Source organism: Janthinobacterium sp. GW823-FHT06H09 (genome assembly GCF_058794735.1).
Window position 1 is genome coordinate 336,416 of record NZ_JBXAHC010000003.1, and the last position, 26,668, is coordinate 363,083.

Annotated in this window: 25 protein-coding genes; 18 read left to right on the forward strand and 7 right to left on the reverse strand. The window is 62.2% G+C overall.

The window, feature by feature from the left end:
• The first annotated feature begins 175 nt into the window (after positions 1-175).
• Positions 176-769: a hypothetical protein gene (locus AC1Q6X_RS06365; protein ID WP_492495836.1), complete on the forward strand. Its 594-nt coding sequence runs from the start codon at positions 176-178 to the stop codon at positions 767-769.
• A gap of 322 nt (positions 770-1,091) precedes the next feature.
• On the forward strand, positions 1,092-2,003 hold the full coding sequence (locus tag AC1Q6X_RS06370) for a hypothetical protein (protein WP_492495838.1): 912 nt from the start codon (positions 1,092-1,094) through the stop codon (positions 2,001-2,003).
• 227 nt (positions 2,004-2,230) lie between these two features.
• Here the strand turns inward: AC1Q6X_RS06370 and AC1Q6X_RS06375 are convergent, their stop codons facing one another.
• Entirely contained in the window at positions 2,231-2,887 is a 657-nt protein-coding gene (locus tag AC1Q6X_RS06375) for an SDR family oxidoreductase (RefSeq protein ID WP_492495840.1), read from the reverse strand.
• Positions 2,888-3,471: 584 nt separating this feature from the next.
• On the opposite strand from AC1Q6X_RS06375, the gene AC1Q6X_RS06380 reads away from it, so the two are divergent.
• Entirely contained in the window at positions 3,472-4,848 is a 1,377-nt protein-coding gene (locus tag AC1Q6X_RS06380; RefSeq protein WP_492495842.1) for a chitinase, read from the forward strand.
• Positions 4,849-4,884: 36 nt separating this feature from the next.
• Here AC1Q6X_RS06380 and AC1Q6X_RS06385 read toward each other — a convergent pair whose 3' ends face one another.
• The gene (locus AC1Q6X_RS06385; RefSeq protein ID WP_492495844.1) at positions 4,885-5,469 is read right to left on the reverse strand and encodes a TetR family transcriptional regulator; all 585 of its coding nucleotides are present in this window, start codon (positions 5,467-5,469) and stop codon (positions 4,885-4,887) included.
• Positions 5,470-5,561: 92 nt separating this feature from the next.
• On the opposite strand from AC1Q6X_RS06385, the gene AC1Q6X_RS06390 reads away from it, so the two are divergent.
• Both AC1Q6X_RS06390 and AC1Q6X_RS06395 read left to right on the forward strand, forming a co-directional pair.
• Entirely contained in the window at positions 5,562-5,963 is a 402-nt protein-coding gene (locus AC1Q6X_RS06390) for a nuclear transport factor 2 family protein (RefSeq protein WP_492401384.1), read from the forward strand.
• A gap of 164 nt (positions 5,964-6,127) precedes the next feature.
• On the forward strand, positions 6,128-6,556 hold the full coding sequence (locus tag AC1Q6X_RS06395; RefSeq protein ID WP_492495846.1) for a DUF2061 domain-containing protein: 429 nt from the start codon (positions 6,128-6,130) through the stop codon (positions 6,554-6,556).
• A gap of 92 nt (positions 6,557-6,648) precedes the next feature.
• Here the strand turns inward: AC1Q6X_RS06395 and AC1Q6X_RS06400 are convergent, their stop codons facing one another.
• Positions 6,649-8,109 carry an amidase gene (locus tag AC1Q6X_RS06400; protein WP_492495848.1) on the reverse strand — a complete coding sequence of 487 codons (1,461 nt, stop codon included), beginning with the start codon at positions 8,107-8,109 and terminating at the stop codon, positions 6,649-6,651.
• A gap of 101 nt (positions 8,110-8,210) precedes the next feature.
• Here AC1Q6X_RS06400 and AC1Q6X_RS06405 point away from each other — a divergent pair, with 101 nt between their 5' ends.
• The 3 genes from AC1Q6X_RS06405 to AC1Q6X_RS06415 all read left to right on the forward strand — a co-directional run bounded on the left by AC1Q6X_RS06405 (position 8,211) and on the right by AC1Q6X_RS06415 (position 12,702).
• Positions 8,211-9,134 carry a LysR family transcriptional regulator gene (locus tag AC1Q6X_RS06405; RefSeq protein WP_492495850.1) on the forward strand — a complete coding sequence of 308 codons (924 nt, stop codon included), beginning with the start codon at positions 8,211-8,213 and terminating at the stop codon, positions 9,132-9,134.
• Positions 9,135-9,311: 177 nt separating this feature from the next.
• Complete coding sequence (locus AC1Q6X_RS06410) at positions 9,312-11,339, forward strand: c-type cytochrome (RefSeq protein WP_492496063.1); 2,028 nt, start codon at positions 9,312-9,314, stop codon at positions 11,337-11,339.
• Between the two features lie 82 nt (positions 11,340-11,421).
• Positions 11,422-12,702 carry an NRAMP family divalent metal transporter gene (locus AC1Q6X_RS06415; protein ID WP_492495852.1) on the forward strand — a complete coding sequence of 427 codons (1,281 nt, stop codon included), beginning with the start codon at positions 11,422-11,424 and terminating at the stop codon, positions 12,700-12,702.
• A gap of 3 nt (positions 12,703-12,705) precedes the next feature.
• Here the strand turns inward: AC1Q6X_RS06415 and AC1Q6X_RS06420 are convergent, their stop codons facing one another.
• Positions 12,706-13,500, reverse strand: a complete 795-nt coding sequence (locus AC1Q6X_RS06420) for an SDR family NAD(P)-dependent oxidoreductase (protein WP_492495854.1) — start codon at positions 13,498-13,500, stop codon at positions 12,706-12,708.
• Positions 13,501-13,570: 70 nt separating this feature from the next.
• On the opposite strand from AC1Q6X_RS06420, the gene AC1Q6X_RS06425 reads away from it, so the two are divergent.
• The 7 genes from AC1Q6X_RS06425 (at position 13,571) to AC1Q6X_RS06455 (ending at position 18,554) form a co-directional block, all read left to right on the forward strand.
• Complete coding sequence (locus AC1Q6X_RS06425) at positions 13,571-13,969, forward strand: MerR family transcriptional regulator (protein WP_492495856.1); 399 nt, start codon at positions 13,571-13,573, stop codon at positions 13,967-13,969.
• A complete protein-coding gene (locus AC1Q6X_RS06430; RefSeq protein WP_492495858.1) occupies positions 13,966-14,616 on the forward strand; it encodes an SMI1/KNR4 family protein in 651 nt (216 codons plus the stop codon). The genes AC1Q6X_RS06425 and AC1Q6X_RS06430 overlap by 4 nt, the downstream gene beginning before the upstream one ends.
• Before the next feature lie 100 nt (positions 14,617-14,716).
• Positions 14,717-15,268 carry a DUF4142 domain-containing protein gene (locus AC1Q6X_RS06435; protein ID WP_492495860.1) on the forward strand — a complete coding sequence of 184 codons (552 nt, stop codon included), beginning with the start codon at positions 14,717-14,719 and terminating at the stop codon, positions 15,266-15,268.
• 123 nt (positions 15,269-15,391) lie between these two features.
• Entirely contained in the window at positions 15,392-15,778 is a 387-nt protein-coding gene (locus AC1Q6X_RS06440; RefSeq protein ID WP_492495862.1) for a hypothetical protein, read from the forward strand.
• A 28-nt stretch (positions 15,779-15,806) separates the two neighbouring features.
• A complete protein-coding gene (locus AC1Q6X_RS06445; protein WP_070288385.1) occupies positions 15,807-16,223 on the forward strand; it encodes a hypothetical protein in 417 nt (138 codons plus the stop codon).
• Positions 16,224-16,462: 239 nt separating this feature from the next.
• Positions 16,463-16,930 (forward strand): cache domain-containing protein, encoded by a 468-nt coding sequence (locus AC1Q6X_RS06450; protein WP_083287192.1) that lies wholly within the window; start codon positions 16,463-16,465, stop codon positions 16,928-16,930.
• A 91-nt stretch (positions 16,931-17,021) separates the two neighbouring features.
• Positions 17,022-18,554 (forward strand): methyl-accepting chemotaxis protein, encoded by a 1,533-nt coding sequence (locus AC1Q6X_RS06455; RefSeq protein ID WP_492495864.1) that lies wholly within the window; start codon positions 17,022-17,024, stop codon positions 18,552-18,554.
• Here AC1Q6X_RS06455 and AC1Q6X_RS06460 read toward each other — a convergent pair.
• Together AC1Q6X_RS06460 and cadR are read right to left on the reverse strand one after the other, a co-directional pair.
• Complete coding sequence (locus tag AC1Q6X_RS06460; protein WP_492495866.1) at positions 18,551-19,594, reverse strand: hypothetical protein; 1,044 nt, start codon at positions 19,592-19,594, stop codon at positions 18,551-18,553. The genes AC1Q6X_RS06455 and AC1Q6X_RS06460 overlap by 4 nt on opposite strands.
• Before the next feature lie 3 nt (positions 19,595-19,597).
• Complete coding sequence (gene cadR, locus AC1Q6X_RS06465; protein ID WP_070218780.1) at positions 19,598-20,038, reverse strand: Cd(II)/Pb(II)-responsive transcriptional regulator; 441 nt, start codon at positions 20,036-20,038, stop codon at positions 19,598-19,600.
• Positions 20,039-20,138: 100 nt separating this feature from the next.
• Between cadR and AC1Q6X_RS06470 the strand changes: the two genes are divergently transcribed.
• The 3 genes from AC1Q6X_RS06470 to AC1Q6X_RS06480 all read left to right on the forward strand — a co-directional run bounded on the left by AC1Q6X_RS06470 (position 20,139) and on the right by AC1Q6X_RS06480 (position 25,126).
• Complete coding sequence (locus tag AC1Q6X_RS06470; protein WP_492495868.1) at positions 20,139-22,418, forward strand: heavy metal translocating P-type ATPase; 2,280 nt, start codon at positions 20,139-20,141, stop codon at positions 22,416-22,418.
• 85 nt (positions 22,419-22,503) lie between these two features.
• The gene (locus AC1Q6X_RS06475; protein ID WP_492495869.1) at positions 22,504-23,952 is read left to right on the forward strand and encodes an alpha/beta fold hydrolase; all 1,449 of its coding nucleotides are present in this window, start codon (positions 22,504-22,506) and stop codon (positions 23,950-23,952) included.
• Positions 23,953-24,070: 118 nt separating this feature from the next.
• Complete coding sequence (locus AC1Q6X_RS06480) at positions 24,071-25,126, forward strand: alpha/beta hydrolase (protein WP_492495871.1); 1,056 nt, start codon at positions 24,071-24,073, stop codon at positions 25,124-25,126.
• On the opposite strand, the gene AC1Q6X_RS06485 is transcribed toward AC1Q6X_RS06480, so the two are convergent.
• Positions 25,123-26,601: an MFS transporter gene (locus AC1Q6X_RS06485; RefSeq protein WP_492496065.1), complete on the reverse strand. Its 1,479-nt coding sequence runs from the start codon at positions 26,599-26,601 to the stop codon at positions 25,123-25,125. The two genes, AC1Q6X_RS06480 and AC1Q6X_RS06485, sit on opposite strands and share 4 nt — an antisense overlap.
• Between the last annotated feature and the right edge of the window lie 67 nt (positions 26,602-26,668).

A 26,668-nucleotide genomic window follows, 5' to 3' on the forward strand; every position in this document is an offset into this window, starting at 1 on the left:
AGAATACAATATATTGCGCAATATGTTGTATAAAAAATTAAGCAGCATCGGGCGGGCGGCTTCCAGCCGGTACTGATCGCATGGCCACACTCCACAGTCACCTACAGAGAAAACATGCTGCGCTGCGAACTTGACGGCCACATGAAAATGCAAAGCGCCAAGAGCCTGTTCTTCAATGAGCGCGACAAAGTATTGCGACAAGGAAACGCAGTGCAGGGCGCTCGACCAGAAACGCTACTTCCGCTCCAGGGGCATCGTGGTGCCTGAAGTGGATGTATGGCGGGTGCCGTCTTGTACAAACATGCTGCGCGCTGCGCAAGTCGCATTCCAGGCGCTATCAGGTCATTGCATGGACGGCCTGCAGACCTGGTGCAACAACAATCTCGGCGTCGTGTACCTGGCGACTGCACCCGGATTGCCCAAGCGCTGGGCGATTGTCCGTTCTGAAAGTTACTCCACCTTGATAGGCGGGGAGGAGGGAAGTGATATGGCAAATTTTGACGCTAATACACTGCGGATACTGGAGCAAATTGAGGATGAGTTTCGCAATCAGTACTGGATTATTCGTAACTCCAGGCGAACAAACTGGCGGGCAGTCAACCGAACCAGTGTTCTAGGCGACTTTATGTATATGCTTGGTGTTCCAAAATGGGCTATACAACAGGCTCGGTACTGTTTGCGACAACGTGTATGTGAGCGTTGCTTTAAAGATGCAATTCGGTATCATGGTTTCTGTGAGCGCGCCAAACGTGGCGACTTTAATAAATAATGATCGGTATCTTAATTTTTGAGTTGCTGCAACATAATATGATGTGAATTTCTATAAATATGTCACTTGTTGCGGAAAAGAGACTTTTTTAAAAAAACTAAGTAGATTCATCGTTTAGTTTACTCAGTGTACGATCGCTAATTTGGCTAAGTTTTTAAATTATAGGAATGGGGGAGAGAAATGCGTTTAAAGTCAATAAAGTTAAGTCATTTCCGAGGGTACCGCGCTGCCACTATTATTCCAATAGATGAAGCTATGACCGGCACGGGCAGCGCTTGATTACCAGCGTTGGCTCGCCGTTCCTTATCCAACAGAAAGAGATTTGAATCATAACGAACCAAAAGTTCAGGCTAACTTGGCAATTGCATTGGGAACTACGTCGGAAGCAGCTAGCTTGTTGCGATGTTCGGAAAATGCATTAAACAGTATATTAATTTTGAATAGTCGCAATGATTATCTTCTGATGAAGGAGGGGGTGGAAGGAGTAGTAGCGTATGGTTCTAGAAGCAAGATGAAAACTTTCGCTGCACATAAAGAGCCTCAGGTAGATTTAATTGAAGTAAAGGCTCAATATAATGGCGTACTCCCAATATTTGGGGAGGGTCATCAGGCAAAAGTTGAGTCCACAAAGATAGCTACTATGCCCGTGATGAAAATTTCTTCATTAAATTTTTCTCACACGGTTAGTTGGACTGATTCGTTTGCGGATAGCATTGGATTTACCAAGGCTGTATCTGCCAGGCTTAGTAACCTTCATCTATTGTTGAACGTGCTTCAGCTAGATTTTGAGGCCGTCCGTGAGAATGGTAGTCAGTCGTCTCAATGCGTGCTTAGCTTTTCAGTAGATAATTTCGTCGCTCAAATGGCGCATGCAGTTGAACTACTGCTAGCAGTGCATATGATTTTATCTGAGCCGTCTAGATATTCTAGTTTGCTAGAGGCTGAAAAGTTTATAGGTAAGTTGGCTGACCAATCAACCATAGATGATTTATATACTCGCGATCAAATTGTTTCGATGAGTCGTGAACTATCGCTTGAGCTACAGAATCTCAGAGATTCTTCTACGAGTCGACTGATAGCAGCGTCTGATAGCAGCTGCCAAATTGTTGTTTGGACAGACGATATTTTCGGGCGAGTTGGGAAGCTGTGTGTTAATTTTAATCATTTGGCTGATTTGGTACTTGTGCATGGATTTGTACCTCTTAATTTAGCTGCTGAGCAAGTACCTCTATAGACCCCGCTAAAAGTTCTGCGTTAGCGTCACTCAACGAGCGGGGTACAGCGATTTTTTTGGTGCAATAATTAGTACCAGAAGTACCTCCAACCTATCATCATCAATTTTACATAATATAAATTATGCGAAGTTATGGACGGATTTGTCAAATCCCCCGTTTTGCAACTTATACAATCGCAAATGCGATTTTGGCCCTTTGCGCGCCGCTGTCGCTGGTGGCTCACAAGCTACATGAAATACGGCTTGTCCCCGTCCGTGTTCGGTTTGTTCACGCCCAGGTTGGCGTGCCGGTGCAGGTCTGGCGTTTCGATGATGCTGGCGATCAGGTCTGCCGCGCTCCGGCGCGAGACCACGGTGCCTTTGAATGGCGCGTGGCGTGTCGTCAGTTCGTAGTCGACCTCGTCTTCGTTCGTCATCCAGGCTGGACGCACGATGGTGTATGCCAGGCCCGACGCTTCGATGGCGTCGGCGGCGCGGCGGAATGGTTTCAGGTCTTCGGCCAGCATGGCGTTGTTCCACTCGCCGAATTTGCCGGGAACTTCATCGTAGATGCCCATCGACAGGACGAAAATCAGGCGTTCGACGCCCGAGGCCCGCATGGCGGCAATGATGCTGTTGGCCTGGGCTTCCATGTCGTCGCCCACCAGATTGGCGTAGACCACGTCGTGACCAGGCATCGTTTGCCGCAGCAAAGCCTGGTCCAGCACGTCACCGGCCAGCACGTTGCCGTTGGCCGGGACTGGCGTTGGCTGCTTGCCGGGATTGCGCAGCAACAGCGTCAAGGCGAAGTCTTTACGGCTCGCAAAGGCGCGGATGACCCACTGCGCCACCTGTCCGCCTGCACCCAGTATCAATATCTTTTTCATCGTTATCGCTTTCGTCATGGCACGCTGCCATGCAGGAAGTTACAGGCTTTCTTTAACGAAAGGAACACGGCGCGCTTAAAAAAAAGACAAAAACGCGCCATGAGCGCCAGCCCATCGCCTTGTCCAGCGGTAGATTGCTGGCCTTGTAATTTCAATGAAATCAGGTGCTTGCCGACTATGTTGAATAAGAAGTCTCAACATTGGATAAGCAATCAGGAGACCCGCATGACCCGCTCGCATCTACGCCCGGCGCTTCTTTTAGCGCATTGCCGCCGCTTTCTGTCGCTGCTGGACGTGTCGCGTGCCGCATGCCGATTTGCGCCAGGAAACAATACCGCAGCCGCTGAGAGAGTCATCCGCCCTTCCCCGCCCTGCTCCCGGCACCATTCCTGGCACCATACCAGCACACCGGAAAACAGGCACTGGTATGGCCCGCATCGCCCATCCGAAGGGGAAAGTCCGCAACTGGTATTGTGATCTTGCACAAACAATAAAACCAGTTGACTACCACCTGCAATGCTTGCACTCTCAAAAATCGGACGGTGATAAACCGGCTCGGCCATGAAAAAAATACACAAGGAGACGCAATGAACCGGACAGTCATGAATACCCTCATCCTTACCCTCTTCGGCGGGACGTTGGCCGCTTGCGGCGGGGGCGACGGCTCCAGCGCAGGCGCGAGCCAGCTGCTGGCCGGCGCCACCGAAGCGGTCGCCTGCTACACGCCATGGAACAGCGGCACCGCCTACAACGGCGGCGGCAAGGCCAGTTATAACAACGTCAATTACACGGCCAACTGGTGGACGCAAGGCAATAACCCGTCGACCAGCAGCGGCGGCGCCGGCAGCGGCCAGCCCTGGACGGTGGTGGGAGACTGCGGTACGCCGACACCGACTCCTACCCCGACGCCTACGCCCACCCCGACACCGACGCCAACACCTACCCCGACTCCAACGCCTACCCCGACACCAACCCCTACCCCGACACCAACCCCTACCCCGACACCAACCCCAACTCCAACTCCGACGCCTACCGGCCTGGCCAAGCACGCGCTGATTGGCTACTGGCACAACTTCACCAACCCCAGCGGCGCCACCTATCCGATCAGCCAGGTCAGCGACGACTGGGACGTGATCGTCGTCTCGTTCGGCGACAACGCGGGCGGCGGCAATGTCAGCCTGACCATCGATCCGGGTGCGGGCACAGAAGCGCAATTCATCGCCGACGTGGCCGCCAAGCGGGCCAAGGGCAAGAAAGTCATCCTGTCGCTGGGCGGGCAAAACGGTTCCGTTTCCGTCGGCAACACGGCCGAAGCGACGAATTTCACCAACAGCCTGTACGCCATCATCACCAAATACGGCTTCGACGGCATCGACCTGGACCTGGAAAACGGCGTGGCGCAAGGCGCGGCCATCCAGACCTATCTGCCGATCGCCGTGAAAAACCTGAAAGCCAAGGTCGGCAGCAGCTTTTATTTGTCGATGGCGCCGGAATGGGTGTACGTGGAAGGGGGCTACACGAGCTACGGCAGCATCTGGGGCGCCTACATTCCCATCATCAATGCCTTGCGCAACGAGCTGACGGTGCTGCACCCGCAGTACTACAACAATGGCGACATCTACACGCCGTACGCCACGGGTGCCATCAAGGCGGGCTCGGCCGACCAGCTGGTGGCCACGGCGCGCATGCTGATCGAGGGTTTTAACTATGGCGGCAACACCTTCGCCGGCTTGCGTCCGGACCAGGTGGGCTTCGGCGTGCCATCGGGCCGCAGCTCGGCCGGCTCCGGTTTCACGACGAATGCCGACGTCAGCAACGCCCTGAATTGCCTGACGCGCCTGCTCAACTGCGGCACCATCAAGCCTCTGCAGGCGTATCCGGACTTCCGCGGCGTGATGACGTGGTCAATCAACTGGGACCGCCACGACGGCTATAACTTCTCCGTGCCGACGAAGAATGTCCTGAAAACCTTGCCGTAAGCGGCATTGCCCGACTGCGCATGCGGGCTTTGCCGCTCACATGCGCAGCAGCGCCGCGCCCAGCACGCGCATCTGCAGCGCAATGCCCTGGCGCAACGCCTCCCCTCCCCCTTGCGTGTGCTTGATGCCATCCATGACGGCCACCAGCAAGGCGGCCACTTGCGCGGCAGTCGCGTCCACCCGGCGCAGCGCAATGTCGCCCGCCGCTTCGGCCTGTTCCAGCGCGCCGGCCAGCGCCGCCACCAAGGTTGCCCGCGCCGTCAAGGTGATGTCGGCGGCCAGGGTCATGTTGGCGTCGAACAATTCCTGTCCGTGGGCGCTGGCGGAAATTTCCGCCATCAAGCCTTGCTGGAATGCCAGCAAGGCCGTTTCGATGCGCGCAAGAACGGGAGCGGGCTCGGCCATCGCCGCCGCCACGTGCGCCATCACGGTGGCATGGGTCCGTTCGGAGCCGGCGCGGAACACGTCTTCCTTGTTCTTGAAGTGCAAATACAGCGCCGCGCGCGACATGCCGGCCGCCTGCGCGATGTCGAGCATGGACGTCTTGCGGTAGCCGTAGCGGCAAAACACGGCCAGGGCGGCATCAAGGATGAGCTGGCTTTTCAGGGTATCGGTCGTCATCCAGTCATGTTGACACTTTGAGCATATAGTGTCAACATGACTTTTGGACAAAAACCGTCAAAATGTCAATCACCTACCCGAACAGGACTGCCATGCACGATTTCAATGCCGCACCGACTGAAGAACAGCAGATGGACCTGCTGCGCCATACGGAACGCAGCCGTTTGCGCGCCCTCGTGGCCGCCGATACGCAGGCGGCGCGCGCCCTGCATGCCGACGACTTCCAGCTGATCACGCCCATCGGCAGCATGCTGTCACGGGAACACTACCTGGGCGCCATCGCCTCCGGCCACATGCGCTATCTGAGCTGGGAACCGGAAGCGATCAGCGTGCGCCTGTACGGCACGGCCGCCATCCTGCGTTACTCGGCGCAACTGGAAATCGTCTTTGGCGGCCACGCCGTACCGCGCGCCCGCTACTGGCATATGGATAGCTATGAGTGGCGCGATGGACGCTGGCAAGCCGTCTGGTCGCAGGCGACGGCCATACGCTGACGGCGATGCCTGCAGCGGGATACGCCCGCAGTATGGGCAATTGATATTTCCAAATCAATAGATGAAATCTATCGACCCGGTTGAAATATTTCACTTCCTTTTGTAAATGAGAATCGTTACTATCTAAATCAAGGATAAGCGAATTCAACAGAAAGGAGCGTCCCTTGTTCACAGCCATCAAAACATTCAGCCAGGTGTGCACGCACATGTCGATCGCCTTCGGCCTTGCCTATTTGCTGACGGGCTCGCTGGCACTCGGTGGCCTGGCCGCAATCATCGAACCGATCATCAATGTGGGCCTGCTGCCGTGGCATGAAAAAGCCTGGCACGCGATCCGCCGCCGCTATGCGGCCAGCCGCCTGGGCTTTGCCGCCCTGGCCGGTGAAAAGCTGAGCCAGACGGCCATGCACATGGGCGTCGCTTTCAGCGTCATGTACTGGGCCACGGGTTCCATGGCCTTCGGCGGCTTGCTGGCCGTGGTCGAGCCCATCTGCAACGTGATCGTGCTGCCCTTCCACGACCGGCTGTGGGAACGATTTCGTTTTCGCATGGAAGGCCGGGGCGCGGCGCAGCTGACTACGATACCCACCTGATACTTTTCACCCAAGAACAAGGACTGGGGTCGGACCCGGCGGGTCCGACCCCGGCTTCTTGTCGCTGGCCAAAGCCGCGATGGTGGCCGGTTTCAGCCGTCCGCAAGGCGTGCCTGCACCTTGCCCGCCCACACAGGCGGCCGCCTTGGAAGCCATGGCGCCGCCCGCTCCAGCTGGCCCGCCAGGCGCAGCAAGGTTCCATCCTGACTATACCCGGCCATGAACTGCATGCCGATCGGCAAGCCATCATTGGACATGCCCAGCGGCACGGACATGGCCGGCAAGCCCGCCACGTTGGCCAGCGGCGTGTACGGCGAATGCTCGAACAGACGCGCCGTCCAGCCCAGCCCATCGAGCTGTTCCTCCTTTTCCCCGTAGCGCCCCAGTTGCCAAGGCATATCCGGCATGGTGGGCGTGAGCAGCACGTCGTACTGGCCAAACAGGGCGCCGGCCTGGCGCGTGACGGTGTTGCGCACGTCGAGGGCGGCCACGAAATCGACGGCCGACACCGTCTGCCCGTACCGGTAGCAGGCCAAAGTGGACGGTTCCAGCGTATCGAGCGACACGGCGCGCCCGCTTTCCCGCGCCAGGCCGTCTATCCACGGCACCAGGTTGGCGCACCAGATTCCGGCATTGGCGTGTACGAAGGCTTGCCACGACACGCCCAGCGCTGGTTGCACTTCTTCCACGTGGTGGCCCAGGTTTTCCAGCAGGCGCACGGTGTCTTGCAGCGCGGCATTGACGGCAGGCACGGGCCGGGCGCCATTGCTGGCGGTCCGCTGCACGGCGATGCGCAGCTTGCCCGGCGCCACGCTTACCTGCGACAGCCAGGTGAAATTGTGCGCGCTCGTCACATACGGTTCGCCCGGCATGATTGCCTGCACGCAGTCGAGCAAGGCGGCGCTGTCGCGCACGCTGCGGCTCACGCCCAGCTGCACGCCCAGGCCGCTGAAGATTTCGTCCATGGCGGGGCCGTTCGATACCCTGCCACGGCTGGGCTTGAAGCCGAACAGGCCCGTCGAGGCGGCTGGCACGCGGATGGAGCCGGCCGCATCCGTCGCGTGCGCCAGCGGCACGATGCCAGCCGCCACGGCCGCCGCCGCGCCGCCGCTGGAGCCGCCCGCGCTCAGGCTGACATTCCACGGGTTGCGCGTGGCGCCGTAGAGCACAGGTTCCGTGGTGGTGGCAAAGGCCATTTCCGGCGTGCTCGTGCGGCCGAACGTCGCCAGGCCGGCGACGCGGAACTGCGTCATCAGGTGGGAGTCCAGCGCGGCGACATGGCCGGCACCCAGGCGGCTGCCCGCTTCGCTGCGCTGGCCCGCCATCGTGACGGCCACATCCTTGATCAGGAATGGCACGCCGGCGAATGGCGCGGTGCCGTCCACCTGCGATACATCGGCCGGCCACAGCTCGACCACGGCATTGATCTGCGGATTGACGGCGGCGCAGGCGCGCAGGGCTGCGTCGTGCAATTCGGCAGCGGAAACGGCGCCCTCGCGCAGCAGCTGGGCCAGTCCTAATCCATCAAAGCTTGTATATTCATGGAGTTGCATCAGTTAGTTCCTGTAAAAGGTGAAGAGTAAAAGTCACAGGAACCACTGTAGGGCTTGCGCTATCATAGCGGAAATGAATAGTTGATATACAAGGTATAGTCATGGACAATTTGCGCAAGCTGGACCTGAACCTGCTGCTGACCCTCAACGCCCTGCTGATCGAGCGCAACGTCACGCGGGCGGCCGCGCGGCTGTACCTGAGCCAGCCCTCCGTCAGCGTGCAACTGGGCAAGCTGCGCGCGGCCTTTGACGATCCGCTGCTCTTGCCCGGTCCGCGCGGCATGCTGCCCACGGCGCGGGCGCTGGCCCTGCTGGCGCCCTTGCAAGCCGTGCTGGCCCAGCTGGAACAGGTCTTGCAGCCCGAAGCGGCCTTCGATCCGGCCACGGCCCAGGTACGCTGGAACCTGGCGGCGGCCGACGCCGCCGAATATGCGATCCTGCTGCCGATGCTGCCCGCCCTGCGCGCGCAGGCGCCCCTGTCGCGCATGGCCGTGTTCGAAGCCGTGCCGGCGCGCATGGCGCACGACCTGGAAACGGGCCAGGTCGACCTGGGTTTCCTGGCGCAGGAAGAAGCGCCGCCCGGCTTGCGCCACCGCACGCTGTTCACTGAACACTACGTGCTGGCGGGCCGCCACGACCACCCGCTGCTGCAATCGCCGCCCAACCTCGACCAGTTCTGCGCGCTGGAATTCATCGTCGTCTCGCCCAACGGCGGCGGTTTCCGCAGCAACGTCGATACGGCACTGGAAAAGCTGGGGCGCACGCGCAAGGTGGTGCTGTCCGTGCCGCATTTCCTGATCGTGCCGCCCTTGCTGACAGCGTCCGACATGGTGGCCCTGCTGCCGTCGCGCCTGCTGAAGAATGCGCTGGGCGCGCTGCGCACATGGGAGCCGCCCGTCGCCCTGCCCGACTACGAAATGGCCATGGTCTGGCACGAACGCATGCACCTGGACCCGGCGCACCGCTGGCTGCGCGAACGCATCCTGGCCAGCTTGCAGGCGCCGCTACACGATTTCCCGCTATAAAACACTAGGGAAGATTACCTAGTTGCTCGAAAGAAATTCCCAATGTTCGCCGTGGTGACGACTGCGTAAGCTTGCGCGTAATAATAAAGGGTCACCATGAACGCCATTTCCATCCTGCACCGCGGTTCGCGCCGCCCTCCCGCTTTTTCCTTTTCGATCACTGCCTGGCTGGCGGCAATGCTCCTGGGCATGCTGGCGTTCTGCGCCAACGCCAGGGCGGCACCCGCCGCCGCGCCCGCCAGGATGCCCGCAGCCTCGGCCGAGCTGATCAAGCGCGGCGAATACGTCGCCCGCCTTGGCGACTGCGTGGCCTGCCACACGAGCCCGAACGGCGCCGCCATGGCCGGCGGCCTGGAACTGAAAACGCCGTTCGGCACCATCTACAGCACGAATATCACGCCCGACGCGAAGACGGGCCTGGGCACGTACACGTTTGCCCAGTTCGACCGCGCCATGCGCAAGGGCGTGGCTGCGGACGGCCACAATCTGTACCCGGCCATGCCCTACCCTTCCTACGCGAAGATCACGCCCGACGACATGCAGGCCCTGTACGCCTATCTGCAGCGCGGCGTGGCGCCCGTGGCGCAGCAAAACCGCGAAACGGACATGAAATGGCCGTTCAGCATGCGCTGGGGCTTGTCGCTGTGGAATGCCGTCTTCCTCGAAGACGCGCCGTTCAAGCCCGACAGCGCCAAGTCGGCCCAGTGGAACCGGGGCAGCTATCTGGCCCAGGGTCTCGGCCATTGCGGCTCCTGCCACACGCCGCGCGGCGTGGCTTTCCAGGAAAAAACCATGGGCCAGGATGGCGGCAGCGGCAAGCATTACCTGTCCGGTTTTACCTTCGATGGCTGGCATGCGGTGAACCTGCGCAATCTGTGGACGCCGGGCGACATCGTGCAATTGCTGAAAACGGGCCGCAACAGTTTCGGCACGGCGGCCGGCAGCATGACGGAAGTCATCACGCACAGCACGCAATACTTCACGGATGCCGACCTCGACGCGCTGGCGCACTACCTGCACGGCTTGCCGGCCAAGGATGGGGTGGCCGCGCCGCCGAAGAAAACGGCGCCCGTCGTGGCGGCCAGCAACGATGCCCTGTACAACACGCGGGGCGGCCTGGGCTACCTGCAGTTTTGCGCCACCTGCCACCGCCGCGACGGCCGTGGCGTGGACAACATCTTCCCGCCGCTGGCGCAGAACGACTCGGTGCAGTCGAAGGATGCCACCACCGTCATCCATATCGCGCTGACGGGCTGGCAGTCGGCCGTCACGCAGCACTCGCCCCGCTCGTTCGGCATGCCCGCGTATGACCGCCTGTCGGACACGGAACTGGCGGAAATCCTCACCTTTGTGCGCGGCAAGTGGGGCAACCAGGGCGCACCCGTGACGCCCGCGCAGATCGCCAAGGTGCGCAAGGAGCTCAAGCTCAAGGCGCCGGACGCGGGCGGCTTCGTCACGCCCCGCTTCGCCGCCCTGACGGCCGATCCGAACGCCAATCAATTGATCCACGGCATGCAGCTGATGATGGAAACGCGGGCCCGCCTGCCGCAAAATGTGGGCAACGACCTCAATTGCAGCAGCTGCCACCTGAATGGCGGCACGGTGGCCGGCGGTTCGCCCTTCCTCGGCATTTCCGCCTTCTTCCCGTCGGAAGCGCCGCGCGCCGGCAAGGTCATCAGCCTGGGAGAGCGCATCAATGGCTGCTTCCGCCGCTCCATGCACGGCAAGCCGCTGCCCGTGGACGGCCCCGACCTGCAGGCGATGGTCGCCTACATCGACTGGATGAAGGGCGCCACGCAGGCGGGCGACAAGGTGGCGGGACGCGGCGTGGCGAAGATCGACCGGGCTCTGCTGCCCGATCCCGTGCATGGCAAAAAAGTGTATGCCGAGCAATGCGCCGTTTGCCATGGCGCGAATGGCGAAGGCATCAAGGGCGCCAACGGCGTCGTCGCCTTCCCGCCGCTGTGGGGCGAGCGTTCCTTCAACATTGGCGCCGGCATGGCCCGCACCTACACGGCGGCCGGCTTCGTCAAGGCCAATATGGTGATGGGCCATGGCCAGAAGTTTCCCCTGGGCCAAGGCAACCTGTCCGACCAGGACGCCGTCGACGTGGCCGAATATTTTACGCACATGCCCCGTCCGGACTTCCCCGACAAGGTCAAGGATTGGCCCAAGGGCGGCAAGCCCAAGGATGCGCGCTACTGAGGCGCGAGTTTCCCGGGCGGCGCCCCTTCTGCACGCCGCCCGCCTGTGATACGCTGCTCGCTCCATCACGCAGGAGCGACGCATGCAGACCGACAGCGGCCAGGCCGACCCATCCGACACCTGGCTGGGCAAGCTGGGCCCCGGCCTGATCACAGGCGCGGCCGATGACGACCCCAGCGGCATCGCCACGTATTCGCAGGGGGGCGCCCAGTTCGGTTTCGGCATGCTGTGGACCGTCTGCCTGACGTTCCCCCTGATGCTGGGCATCCAGGTCATCAGCGCCAAGATCGGCCGGGTCAGCGGCCACGGGCTGGCAACGAATATCCGCCGCCACTATCCGAAATCCTTGCTGTACGCCATCGTCGGCTTGCTGCTGCTGGCCAATGTCATCAATATCGCCGCCGACGTGGCCGCCATGGGCGATGCCCTGACCCTGATCATCGGCGGCCCCACGCATCTGTACGCCGCCGGCTTCGGTTTGCTGTCGCTGCTGCTGCAAGTCTTCATTCCCTATCAACAGTACGTGCGCATCCTGAAATGGCTGACCCTGGGCTTGCTGGCCTATGTGGCCACCGTGCTGACCGTGCACATTCCCTGGGGCGAAGTGGCGCTGCGCACCGTCTGGCCACAGTTCGCCTGGTCGGCCGCCTCGGTGACCATGATCGTGGCCGTGTTCGGCACCACGATCAGCCCTTACCTGTTTTTCTGGCAAGCCTCGCAGGAAGTGGAAGACTTGCAGGCCGATGCCAGCGCGCAAGCCTTGCGCCGCGCGCCGGAACAGGCGCCACGGCAATTCCAGCGCATCAAGATGGACACGGCCATCGGCATGGGCTTTTCCAACCTGGTGGCCTTCTTCATCATGCTGACGACGGCCGTGACCCTGGGCGCGCAAGGCATCACGCACATCGATACGTCCGCCCAGGCCGCTTCTGCCCTGCGCCCCATCGCGGGCGACTTCGCCTTCGCCCTGTTCAGCCTGGGCATCATCGGCACGGGCTTGCTGGCCATTCCCGTGCTGGCCGGCTCGGCCGCCTACGCCATGGCCGGCGCCTTTCACTGGAAAAACAGCCTGGAACTGGCGCCCCGGGCCGCCAAGAAGTTTTACGGCATCATCGTCACGGCCACCGTGATCGGCGCCGCCCTGTGCTTTTCGCCGCTCGACCCCATCAAGGCCCTGTACTGGAGCGCCGTCATCAACGGTGTCATTTCCGTGCCCATCATGGCCCTGATGATGGTGATGGCCTCGCGCCCCGCCATCATGGGCACCTTGACCATTTCGCGCCGCCTGCGGGCGCTGGGCTGGCTGTCGACCATCGTCATGGCGACGGCCGTGCTGGCCATGTTCGCCACCATGGTGTTCTGATGCCTAGGCCGCCTTCGGCTTGAGCATGCCTTCCACGATGCCCAGCACGGTCTGGCGCGGCAGCAATCGCGGCAGCCAGGCCAGCAGCCGGTTCGGGCGGCCCGCCACGTGGCTGCTGCGGCCCCGGTCCAGCGCGCGCAGCGCTTCGTCGACGACGGCTTGCGGCGCCATGCGCTGGCCCACGGCCGCTTCGGGCGCGGCCACGACGTCGAAGAAAGCCGTCTCCGTGGCGCCCGGGCACAAGCCCAGCACGCGCACGCCGCGGCTGCGGTTTTCCGCCCACAGCGCTTCCGAGAACGACAGCACGAAAGCCTTGCTGGCGCCGTAGACCGCCATGTAGGGATCGGGCTGCAGGGCCGCCGTGGACGCCACGTTGATGATGGCGCCCCGCTTTTGCGCCAGCATGTGCGGCAAGGCGCAGTGCGTCATTTCCATCAGGGCCGTGCAATTGACGGTCACTTCGCCGACTTGCCGTGCAAGATCGATGCTTTCGAAGCGGCCGTGCGTGGCGAAACCCGCGTTATTGATCAGTACGTCGGGCGGCATGCCCAGCGCGCAAGCCTGCGCATGGGCTTGTGCGGCGGCGCCAGGCAGGCTCAGGTCCGCCACCAGCGCGTGCGCGCGGATGCCGTGGCGCTTGGCAAGGTCGGCGGCCAGCGTTTCGAGCACGGCGCCGGAGCGGGCCAGCAGCAGCAAATGCGCGCCGCGCGCGGCCAGGGTTTCCGCAAAGACGCGGCCGATGCCGGACGAAGCGCCCGTGATCAGCACGGTCTGGTTGGTGTAGTTGATGGCGGTCATGGCAGCGGTGTGTAGTTGAAAGTGTTTCTACTGTAAACTGTAGACTTTAGTCCACGGTCAAGGGGAATCGATGCGTATCGGAGAAATCACCCGCCTGACGGGTGTCAGCAAGGATACGGTGCGCTTTTACGAGCGCCAGGGGCTGCTGGATGAAGCGCCACAGCCGGGTTTGACGAATAACTACAAGGAATATTCGGCGCAAGCCTTGCGCCGGATCGAGCTGATCGGCCACGCCAAGGCGCTGGGCTTTACCTTGAAGGAAATTGCCGAGGTCATTGCCGTCTGGCAGGAAAATGCGCTCGATGCGCAAACCAAGCGGGCCATGCTGGAAACGAAAATCGCCCAGATCGACGACAAGGCCCGCTCGATGGCCGTGCTGCGCGCGGGACTCGTCGATGCGCTGGCCAAGGTGGAGACGGGCTGCGAGGATGGCGTCGCGGCCGCAAGAAACTACAAGGATAATCAATGACTTATTACACGCAATACCGCCACCTGGCGCTCGAGGGCGCCAAGCCCGCCCCCACGGCGCAGCAGCTCGCCGCCATCGAAGCCCTGCTGGAAGCGCCGTTGCCGCCCGCCTTCCTGGCTTTCTTGCAAGTGGCCAACGGCGCCTGGTTTGATTACACCTGCGATGTGCCGGACGGCAATGGCGGCGTGGAAAAAATGGGTTTCAATACCTTTTTCAGCGCCGACGAAGGCGATTTCTGCGACGAAACCTTGGTCGGCGAAATCCGCGCCGCGCGCAAGCATACGGACATGCCGGTGCGCATCCTGCCGTTCGCCCGCGATGGCGGCAATTCCATGGTTTATCTGGATCTGACTGAGGAAGGCGGCGGCCGCGTGCTGGCGTATGTGCAGGAGTTACCGGACTGGACAGGCAAGCGCGCCCATGGCCTGATGGAACTGGCGCCTTCATTCGACGCGTGGCTGGATAGCCTGTATATCGACCGCGACACGGTGCTTGACGAACTCGAACACAGCGTCTCGGAACCGTCGCACCTGGACGCGATGGCGGAATGGCTCGATATCGGCATGCCTGCGTGGCGCCGCGATGCCGGCATTGCCGCCTTATTTGCCCTGAAGCAAGTCGAACTGTGCGCTAACGAACAGGACTAATCCTACGGGCATGATCGCGACTGTCCTATGGGTGTGCGCAGGCTGCTGGCTTAACATTGTCATCAGCTTGTAGAAAAAACCACACTCGAAAGGATTTCCCATGCCTATCCCGACCACCAGCTCCCGTGCCCCGTCCTTCAAAAGCGTGGCCATCGGCGCCGCCGTTGCCCTATTGAGCGGCATCGCCATCAACAGCATCGCCGCCGCGGCGCCGGGCGCGTACGACAAGCAATTCCTCAGCAAGGCCGCCGACGCTGGCAGCACGGAAATTGCCGCCAGCAAAGTGGCGCAAAGCAAGAGCAGCAATGCGGAAGTGAAGAAATTCGCCGATGCCATGGTCACCGATCACACGAAAGCGGCGGATGAGCTGAAACAGCTGGCCAGCAGCAAGCAAATCGAGGTCAGCGACCAGCCCGGCAAGAAGCACCAGGCGCAGATCGACAAGCTGAGCCGCCTGGAAGGCGCGCAGTTTGACAAGGAATATGCGGCCACCATCGGCGTGGCGGCGCACAAGGAGGCGGTGAAACTGTTCACGGATGCCAGCCAGAAGGCGAGCGATCCCGACATCAAGGCCTTTGCCGCGAAGACCTTGCCAGCGTTGCAACATCATCTGGACATGGCCAATACCCTGCACACGGCGGTGGGCAAATAGCCAAGTCAATAGCCAAGTTACCGGCAATTAGCGGGGATATGCTTGCTGTACGTGCCGTACGGCAAGCATATCTGCTCTTGACATACAATGCGGCAACTTCGTTTTTGGCCATGCCATGACCTCATGCAGCTACTCAAGAAAACCGGCCTGATCGCCGCCGCCTTCCTGCTCATCCTCCTGCTGGCAGGCTGGCTCTTCATCAAAGTCAGCGCGGCGCGCAATGCCAGCGTGTATGCCCAGGAATGGAACGATCAGCGCACGTGCGTGATCAATACCTATGTACCCCACTACGGCAACGGCGTGCCGCAGAACATCGTGCGCGCGCTGAGCACTTCCACCTTCTTCCGCGTCTACCACAAGGATGGCACCTTGCTGGAAAGCACGGAATGGGTACTGGACATGCATGAAGACGGCATCCTCGACCATGCGCGCTGGGGCCAGAACCAGACCCGCGCCATCTACCCGACGGACATGGGCGACGAAAGCTGGACCTTGCCCGAATGCGCGTGATCATTTAGCAATCAAACGAAAGAGTCCCATGCTGCGCGGCCCCTGGAGCGATGCTCCCTACATTCCTACGCTTCACCATTTTCTCGGCCCCTTCGACGTGTATGATCGTGAAGAAACCTTGGGCGTGGAACTGGACCGCTGGGACATGAACGACCCGCTCCAGCGCGCGGCCCTGATACGGCGCGACATCACGTCGCAGTACAAGGAACTCAGCTATCGCCACCGCCATGCGCTGGTGGCCGTGCTGGCGCAGGCGCTGCAAGACCCCGGCTATGATTTCCAGGCCATCCTCGAACATGACCCGGAAAGCACGAATGCCCTGCCTGCCTTGTGGGATGAAATGGCCGATCCGCGCGCCTTCTTTGCCGATATCTACCGCCTGGTGCAGCAAGATTGGCACGACGACCTGGCGCGCGCGGCGGCGGAAGACCCTGCCAGCTGGTAACGCGGCGCCCGCACCACACTATCGATACGCTAGTCTGCGCTCTCACTTTCCCTCTGTGGACGCGATTACGGCCGTCTGCACGCATCGTTGCAAAAACGCCCCATTCAAAAAAAATCTGTTGCACCAGCGCATGTCTGCTGGCATCGCGCTACTATGAAACGTCGGCACTTCGATAGGCGCCGCCTCACCGCACCGGTTCCCCGCCGGCTTTCCCCTGCCGCAATGTGAAGGAGATTCTCATGCCCAAGTTCGCCCCTGCCATTTGCCTGTCGGTCATGCTTGCCGCCGGCATGCTGCCCTGTATCGCCAGCGCTGCCGAAGGCGGCGCCACGCGCGCCGACGCGGAAGCCATGGTCAAGAAAGGCGTGTCCTACATCAAGAGCGCCGGCGACGCCAAGGCGTATGGCGACATCACGGCCAAGTCGCCGCAATTCATCCTGCACGACCTGTACCTGGTCGTCTATAAACTCGACGGGACGGTGGTTGCGCATGGCGCCAATCCGAAAATGGTCGGCAAGAACTTGATCGAGCTGAAGGATATTGATGGCAAGGCTTTTGTGAAGGAACGAGTCGACCTGGCCAAGAGCAAGGGCACGTTCTGGCAGGAATACAAATTCACGAATCCGGAAACCAAGAAGATCGAGCCGAAGGTGATGTATTGCGAGAAACTCGCCGAGACCGTCGTCTGCGGCGGCATCTACCTGTAGCCTGCCGCCGCGCCGCCAGCGCCGGGATGGCACACCGATCTCTCGACGAATTTCTCAACGATATGGGCCTCATGTGAAAATCGCACAGAAGATGTTGATCGTCCCGGTGGTCGCGCTGGCTTGCCTGCTGGCCATGGGGGCCTTGTCCTATTTCGCCATGCAGCAAAACGAAAGCCGCATGCGCGACTTGAAAGACGTCACCTTGACGGCCGAGCGGCTTGCCAACCAGCAAGCCATTGCCCTGGGTCAGGTACATGCCGACGTGTATGCGAAGATCGCCATCGCCGCCAGCCTGTCTGACGAACAGTTCAAGCAGTTCGGCGCGCAAACGGATCGCCAGCTCAATGCCATCGCGCAAGGCTTGAAGGAACTCAAGCAATTCTCGGGCGCCGCCACGGAAGCGGGCCAGGCGCTGCCCGGTGTCGAGCGCTACCGTGCCAGCGTGGCGCAGGCGCTGGACCTGGCCTCGATGGACCCAAATACGGGCGTGGCGGCGATGCAAAATGCCGCCGGGCACTACCAGCAAGTGAGCGGGCAACTGCGCCAGGTGCTGCTCAACCTCGACCACCGCACGGTCGACGCGCTGCAAGAGACAAAAAATGCGGGCCAGCGCGCCGGCTGGCTGTCGCTGGGCACCATGGCTGTTGGCTTTGCCCTGCTGGCCCTGATTGCCACCTGGGTGGCGCGCTCCGTCGTGCGCCCCATCGACGAGGCGTGCCGCGCCGCTGAAAGCCTGGCGGCCGGCGACCTGACCACGCACATCGACGCCCGGAGCGACGATGAGGTGGGCAAGCTGTCGCGGGCGCTGGCTACCGTCTTGAAAAACTGGAACACTTTATTGGGCGAGATACGCCAGGCGGGCTCCACCATCACGGTGGAAGCGAGCGAAATCGCCCTCGGCAATGCGGACCTGTCGGCCCGTACGGAGTCGCAAGCGCATTCTTTGCAGGAAACAGCCTCGTCCATGCATGCGCTGACCGATACCGTGAAGGAAAACGCCAGCCATGCGCATCAGGCCAACCAGATGGTGCTGTCGACCTCGAACGTGGCGCTGGAAGGCGGCCGCGTCGTGGGCCAGGTGGTTGAGACGATGGGGTCGATCAAGGCCAGTTCCGGGCGCATCGTCGACATCATCGCCGTCATCGACGGCATTGCCTTCCAGACCAATATCCTCGCCTTGAACGCGGCCGTGGAAGCGGCGCGCGCGGGCGAACAGGGGCGCGGCTTCGCCGTCGTCGCCACGGAAGTGCGGGGCCTGGCGCAGCGCTCGGCCACGGCGGCGCGCGAAATCAAGCAGCTGATCGAGGATTCCGTTGCCAGAATAGAAACGGGCAGCGAGCTGGCCGACAGCGCCGGGCGCACCATGGGCGATATCGTCGCCTCCGTTCAGCAGGTGACGGAGATCATGAACGACATCACGGCGGCCAGCCAGCGCCAGAGCAAGGGCATCGAGGAAGTCAACAATGCCATCACGGAAATGGACGAATTGACCCAGCGCAATGCTGCCCTGGTCGAGCAATCGGCCGCCGCCGCGCAAAGCATGCAGGACCAGGCGCATGATTTATTGCGCGTGGTCGACGCCTTCCGCCTGGGCGACGGCGGCCCGCCGCCGCTGCCGCGTTAGCGCGGCGACCGCATGGCCGCTGCCGCGCAGTCGAGCATCCGCTTGCCTGCCGCCGCCAGTGCCGGATCGTCCTCGTCCTGCAGCAGCGTCCCGACGACGCTCTGGTCGGCAACGCTGCCTTGCATGGCGGCCAGGCGTGCCACGCGGTCTTGCGTGGCATCGTCGCCAAGGGTACGGGCGCTGAAAAAGCTGTACAGGCCGGCGATTTCGCGTTGCTGCAGCCATTCCATCAATTGCACCAGGCGCGCCTGCTCCACATAGCTCAGTTCGCTCACCTTGCGCTCCGCCAACGCCTCATACACTTCCAGGCGCGCCATCCAGTTGCCCTGCGCGGCAGCCGCAAGCAGCTGGTCCCAGGCGGCACCGGCGTGCGGCACGGGCCGCGGCTGCAGCTGATAGGCCAGCACGGCTTGCTGCTGCGGCAACGCGCCGTAGGCCGTGGGCGCCTTGCAGACAAACTGGCGCGCATCGGGGCCGCCTTGCCGCAAGCCGCTGGCGATATGCCGCTCGATCTTGTCGCCGATGGCCAGCAGGCGTCTGGCGTGTTCCTGTACGGACCACTGCGGCGGCAATTTGCCCAGCCAGGCCAGCGCATCGTCGTTGGCCCGCACCGCCAGCTCGTAGGCTACCGCCTTGGCCTGTTGATCTTTCTCTCTGGCCAGTTTTTCCGCATCCTGTCTGATATCGTATTGGCTGGCGCTTTGCTTGAGTTTCAGGCAAGACTGGAAGGTGGCAGGCGCTTCTTGCCAGCAGCGAGCCGGCACCGTGAACGTCCAGCGCATGCTGACCGTTTCCAGGACATACGTCTCTTCGCCCTCTTCTGCCTTGAGATAGGCTCGGCCGTCCGCCTTGGTCACGCCCTTTGTCAGTTGCTTGCTGCCCACCGTGCTCCAGGTGTACGGATCATCGTCTTGCGGCACGCCGGGCACGGCGTACAGGGTCAGGTAGTGGCCGGCGGCGGCGGGAACATCTGCCGCATGGCTCAGCGGCGACAGCAGGGACAAGGTGAATAAAGTTCTTGCAGGTAACAGTTTCAACATGAATCAATGGGATTGTGGGAGTTCGGTATGGCAGGCGCAGTCGTGGCCGCTGGCGGCCTCGGACAGGTTTTGCAGAATCGCGCAGTCTTGCGACGGTTGCGGCTGGTCGCACTGGTGGCGCAAGGTCACCAGTTGCTGCTGCAGGGTTTGCAAATTTGCCATCTGCTCGGCGATGCGCAGGATATGGTGGTCGAGCAATTCGTTGACGCTCTGGCAGCCTTCGGCCGGATTGTTCTTAAATTCCAGCAAAGCGCGGATATCGGTCAGGCCGATCTGCAAGGAGCGGCAATGGCGGATGAATTGCAGCCGTTCCTGGTGTTCTTCGCGGTATTCGCGGTAGCCGGCGCTGTTGCGCCCCGGTTCCTGCAGCAAGCCCGCCTTTTCATAGTAACGCACGGTTTCCACGTCACAATCTGTCCGTTTGGCCAGTTCTCCGATACGCATGGCATCCCCTTTTTCATTCTTTCGTGCAAATTCCGCTTGACCCTGTAGCGGCTACAGGGTTTCTAATGGAAGCATACACGAAACCGGAAGGACGAATGCGATGCCGCACGATAGCCACGATCATACCCACGAGCACAAGCACGACCATGAGCATCAGCATGCACCCAAGGCGGCCAGCTGCTGTTCCAGCCAGCATGCGTGCTCGTCCACGCCTGCGGCTCCGTCTGGTCCAGCGCTGCCCAGCGCGGCCATCGCCGGCGCGAGCACGGCCAAATACCGTATCGCCAACATGGATTGCCCCACGGAAGAACGCTTGATCCGCAACAAGCTGGCCACCATGGCGGGCGTGGTGGGCCTCGATTTCAACCTGATGAACCGCGTGCTCGACGTGCACCACACCCTGCCCTCGCTGGCCACGGTGGAAGCAGCCCTGCACGGCATCGGCATGCAGGCCATTCCCATGGAAGCGGACGCTGCCGTCGCGCGCGACCCGGACGAAGGCAGCCTGTCCGGCCTGCAAAAAGGCTTGCTGGTGGTTTCCGGCCTGGCTGCTGCCGGCGCCGAAGCGCTGGCGTGGACCACGCATGAAGACAGTTCGCCCCTCGTCATCGCCCTGGCCTTGCTGTCGATCGCCACGGGCGGCTGGCCGACCCTGAAGAAGGGCTGGATTGCCCTGAAGACGTTCACCCTGAACATCAACTTCCTGATGAGCCTGGCGGTTTTCGGCGCCATCGCCATCGGCCAGTGGCCGGAAGCGGCCATGGCCATCTTCCTGTTCGCCATCGCCGAGCTGATCGAAGGCCTGTCCCTGAACCGCGCGCGCAACGCCGTGCACAGCCTGATGCAGCTGGCACCCGACACGGCCACCGTTGCCGACGCCAGCGGCGCCTGGCAGCAAGTATCCGTCGCCACCGTGGCCATCGGCGCGACCATGCGCGTGAAACCGGGCGAGCGCATCGCCCTCGATGGCGTCGTGGCCAGCGGCGAATCGTCCGTCAACCAGGCGCCGATCACCGGTGAAAGCATGCCGGTGGACAAGGCCGTGGGCGACGTCGTGTATGCGGGCACCATCAATGAACGGGGTTTGCTCGACGTCACCGTGACGGCCAACAGCGGCAACAGCACCCTGGCCAAGATCGTCAAGGTGATCGAGGAAACCCAGGGCAAGCAGGCGCCCACGCAGCGCTTTGTCGACAATTTCGCCCGCTACTACACGCCTGCCGTGGTCGTCTTCGCCATCCTCGTGGCCGTGCTGCCGCCCTTGCTGCTGGGCCAGCCCTTCATGGCCTGGGTGTATAAGGCGCTGGTGATGCTGGTGATCGCCTGCCCGTGCGCACTCGTCATTTCCACACCCGTCACGGTGGTCAGCGGCCTGACGGCGGCCGCGCGGCGCGGCATTTTAGTGAAAGGCGGACAATTCCTGGAAACGGGTTATCGGATCAAGGCCATCGCCGTCGACAAGACGGGCACCTTGACCATGGGCAAACCGGCCGTCACGGATGTGGTGGCCCTGGAGGGCAGCGACCGCGACACCATCCTGCTGCTGGCCGCCAGCCTGGACGCCAACTCGGCCCACCCGCTGGCCGCCGCCATCGTCAAGGCGGGTCCGCCCGCCGGCAGCCACTTGCCCGTCACCCAGTTTGCCGCCCTGCATGGACGCGGCGTGCAAGGCAATATCGATGGCCAGACATATTACTTGGGCAATGCGCGCCTGATGACGGAGTTGAACGTGCTGACGCCGGCACTGCAAGCGATTTTGGCGCGGCTGGAACAGCAAGCCTACACGGCCATGGTGCTGGCCACCCCGGCCGGTGCGCTGGGCGTGATCGCCGTGGCCGACGTGCTGCGTCCGACGGCGGCGTCCGCCATTGCCCGCCTGAATGCGCTGGGCGTGACCACCGTCATGCTGACGGGAGACAATCTGCTGACGGCGCAGCGCATCGCGGCCGAGGTGGGCGTGAGCCTGGTCAAGGCGGAATTGCTGCCGGAAAACAAGCTCGATGAAATCAAGGCCTTGCAGCAGCAGTTTGGCGTGGTGGCCATGCTGGGCGACGGCGTCAACGACGCCCCGGCCTTGGCGCAGGCCGACATCGGCTTTGCCATGGGCGCGGCCGGCAGCGACACGGCCATCGAAACGGCGGACGTGGCCCTGATGGATGATGAACTGGGGAAATTGCCCGAATTCATCAGCCTGAGCCAGCGCACGCGCAGCATCCTCGTGCAAAACATCAGCTTTGCCATCGGCATCAAGGCCGTGTTCTTTGGTCTGGCCCTGGCCGGCATGGCGACTTTGTGGATGGCCGTGTTTGCCGACGTGGGCGCCAGCCTGCTGGTGGTGGCGAACGGCTTGCGCTTGTTGCGCAATAACAAGCAAACATAGTCCCGGACAGAAATATTTCCATCTGGACAATTGCTGTAAAAAACGCTACTTTGGCGGCTGATCTCCACCTTCGCCAAAGTAGCCGATGACCTTGCTGCCCCGTTTGACCCTGCTGGCCACTCTGCTGGCTGGCACCTCCCTGCACGCCGAACCGATGTTCTTCACGCCCTGCTCCGATACGGCCGCCCCCGGCAGCCTGTGCTCGGGCTTGAACGTGCCCGGCAGCTACGATGCCCAGGGCCGCGCCGTCGGCGACGCGGACGCCATGCACGTCTTCGTGCGCAAGTTTGCCGCCGATGTGCCTGCCGGCAAGCCCGCCAAGGGTACGCTGTGGCTGGTGGCGGGCGGCCCCGGCGAATCGGGCGCTGCGTTCTACAGCCTGCTGCCCACCCTGCGCCGCAGCTTTCCCGGTTTTGAATTCCTGATCCCCGACCATCGTGGCACGGGCCATTCGTCGCGCCTGTGCAAGGTGGAAGAGTCCGAACAAAGTCCCGGCGGCCGCGCCCTGACCGGCGCGGAATGGGCCAGCTGCTTCAAGGGCATCAACTTGATGCCGGAATACGCGGGCCAGTTTTCCATCACCACGGCCGCACGCGACTTGAAGGCGCTGATCGAGGGCGAACGGGGCAAGAGCAAGCGCAAGCAGCCGCCCGTGTATGTGTACAGTGTGTCGTACGGCACGCAGCTGGTCTTGCGCACCTTGCAGCTGGGGCCGCTGCCAGTCAAAGGCGTGATTTTCGACTCCTTGGTGCCGCCGCAAACGGATGCGCGTTGGGACTTGAGCCAGCGTTCGCAGGTGGTCAACCAGGTCGGCCTGCAGGTGCTGGCCCGTTGCGATGCGGATGCGGCTTGCCATGCGGCATTGGGCGAGCCGGCCGCAGCCTTGTACCGCCGCGTGCTGGACAAGGCGCAAGCCGATCTCGCCCTGCTGGCGAAGATTCCCGGCAAGAACCTGAAAAACTTCCTGGGCGGCATGCTCGACGTGCCGGCCGCCCGCGCCCGCATCCCCTACCTGCTGCACGACCTGGACCGGGGCGGCGAGACGGAACTGGCTGCCGTGCGTGCCACATTGGCGGACGCGGCGGCCAGCCTGGGCAGCTATCCCCAGTCGCCGCTGTCGATTCCGCTGGTCAGCATCATCAGCAATTCGGAAAACAATCTGCAGCCTTCCTTGCGCCCCGACTGGACAGCCGCCGACCTCGAGCGCGAAGAGGCGGACTTGCTGTTGACCAGTCCCCTGCCCCGCATCCTGCTGGGCGGCGGCTTGCCCACCTACCCCCGCGACGCCTATTTCGGCGCCCTGCCGGCGAAAATGCCGCCCACCCTCGTGCTGCAGGGAACCCTGGACCCGAAAACGCCGTACGCTGGCGCGCAGGCGCAAGTGCAGGCTTTGACGCAGCGCAAGGCGGGCAAGGTGGCCCTGTCCACCGTGCAGAATGCCCCGCATTTCATCCTGTGGACGGCGCCCGCCTGTTTCGAGCAGGCCAGCACCCGCTTTATTGCCGGCAAGCCGGCGCAGGATTGCACGTTATAAGTATTAAACCCCAAGGCAAGGTCTGGGGTCGGCCCCTCAGGGTCCGACCCCAGTTTCTGCTTTCGGGTTGCACGTTTTCCCGATGCATCGTCGTTATGGAACATTCGGTCAGGATAATATGCGCAAAATCTGCTCAGTACTTTCACTACTGTCCTGCCTGGGGGTTGTCGAGGCAGCCGAAACCGCTTTTTCCGCTGGCACCATCTGCGCTTCGCCCGCGCAAGCCGTGCGCGAACAAGGCTACGTGCCCATCAATGGCATCGAGCAATGGATCACCGTCACGGCCGCCGCCTGCGGCAATCCCGTGATCCTGTTCATCCATGGCGGCCCCGGCAACGCGCTGAGTCCCTACGCGGATGCCATCTACGCCGGCTGGGAGCGCCATTACACCCTGGTGCAGTGGGACCAGCGCGGCGCCGGCATGACGTATGCGAAACAGCGGCCCACGGACGACGTGTCCTTGACGGTGGAACAGATGCGCGACGACGGCATTGCCGTGGCGGCCTATCTGCGGCAGCCCCTGGGCACGGACAAGGTCATTTTGATGGGCAGTTCCTGGGGTTCGATCCTGGGCGTGTACATGGTCAAGGCGCGCCCGGACCTGTTCCACGCGTATATCGGCACGGCGCAGGTGGTCAATGCGCGCGACAACGAGGCCGGCATGTACCGGCAAGTGCTTGCGCTGGCGCAAGCGGCGAACGATGCGCCCACGCTGGACAAGCTGGCGGCGCTCGGTCCGCCGCCATGGACCGATCCGCGCAACTTCGGCATCCTGCGCCGCTTCGACCGCAAATATGAGGCACTGGCAACGGATGCGCCGCCCGAGCACTGGTGGCAGCCGGCGCCGTTTTACGCCACGCCGCAAGCGCTGGCCGATGCCGAGGCGGCCGATGACTACTCGTACCTCCAGTTCATCGGCCTGCGCGGCGACGGCATGTTCGCCAAGGTCGACCTGCCCGCGCTGGGCACACGCTTCGACTTGCCCGTCTTCTTCATCATGGGCGAAGCGGACTTGTTGACCTCGCCCGCCATCGCGCGCACGTATTTCGACAGCATCACGGCGCCCGTCAAGAGTTTTACCCTGGTAAAACGGGCCGGACACGACCCCAACCAGGCCGTGCTGGACGCCCAATGGACGGTCTTGCGCGACCAGGTGGTGCCGCTGATTCATTAAATCGCGCGGCGTGCCCGCAGATGCAGGTGGCGGATGGTGGCAGCGGCTGCCATCAGGATGGCGGAAGCCGTTGCCAGCACGACAATAAATGCCTTGTCGAAAGCCGAACGGGCCAGTTCCGACACTTGCAGGCCCAGTTCGGCCGGCAATTGCTCGGCGGCCAGCAGCGCCGCGTCCAAGGTGTCATGGGCGTTCGGCAGCAGGCCCGCGCTTTCCGGGATCACCAGGGTGGCGCTGTAGACGGCCGACATGATGGTGCCCAGCACCGTCACGCCGATCACGGCGCCCAGCTCGTATGACACTTCCTCGATCGAGGCGGCCATGCCGGCTTGCTGGGGAGCCACGTTGAGCATCACGGCGCTCGATGCGGCCGTCATGACGGCGCCCAGGCCCAGGCCCAGGATCACCAGGCTGGCCACTTGCGCCGAGACGGCGGCGTCATGCAGCACCAGATACGATGCCATACCTATACCGGACAGCAACAGCGAACCCCACAAGACCTTGGCCTTGTCGGCACGCGGCAGCATGAAACCCGTCAACGGACCGGCAAACACGGATGCCAGCGGCAGCGGCAACAGCAGCAGACCCGCTTCCAGCGGCGACAATTCCCGCACCAACTGCATGTGCTGGCTCAGCGCCAGTTCCATGCCGATCAGGGCGGCGGACGCCACCATGGCGGCGGCCACGGCGCTGGAAAACGGCAGTTCGCGGAACAGGGCGAAGTCGATCAGCGGCCGGGCTTGGCGCTTCTGGCGACGGACGAATTTCAGCATGAAGAAGGCGCCCACGGCGAACGAGGCGGCGGCCAGCGCATACGAGGGCTGCGACTTGCCCAATTCCTTGATCGCATACACGCCACCAAGCAGACCCATCATGACTTGCAGGGAACCTTTCAAGTCCCATGGCTTGTCGCGGTTACCGGCCCGTTTCGGCAGGATGACAGTGGCCAATACCAAGGTCAGCAGCACGATGGGCACGTTGATCAGGAAGACGGAACCCCACCAGTAATGTTCCAACAGGAAACCACCGAGCACGGGGCCGAACGCGGCGCCGCCGGAGGCAATCGCCGCCCACACGCCGATGGCGAACGAACGCTCGCGGTTGTCCGTAAAGGTCAGGCGGATGATGGACAAGGTGGCCGGCATCATCAGCGCGGCGCCGATGGCCAGCAGCACGCGGGCAAAGATCAGCCATTCTGCGGCGGGCGAAAACGCGGCGCACAGCGAGGCGATGCCGAACACGGCCAGGCCGGCGAGGAAAACGGGTTTGTGGCTCAAGCGGTCACCGAGGGTGCCGAGGCCGGGCAACAGACCGGAAACGACCAGCGCGTACACGTTGATGATCCACAGTTTTTGCGAGGAAGTGGCCTGCAAGTCGCGCGTCAGCGCGGGCAAGGCGGTGTAGAGCACGGTCATGTCGACCACGATCAGGAACAGGGCGCTGGAGACGATGGCCAGCGTCAGCCATTTTTTCATTGGATGCATAAACAACTCATGGATTTTAGTGTAACTTTTAACAACTATCGGTGTGAATGAAACGAGT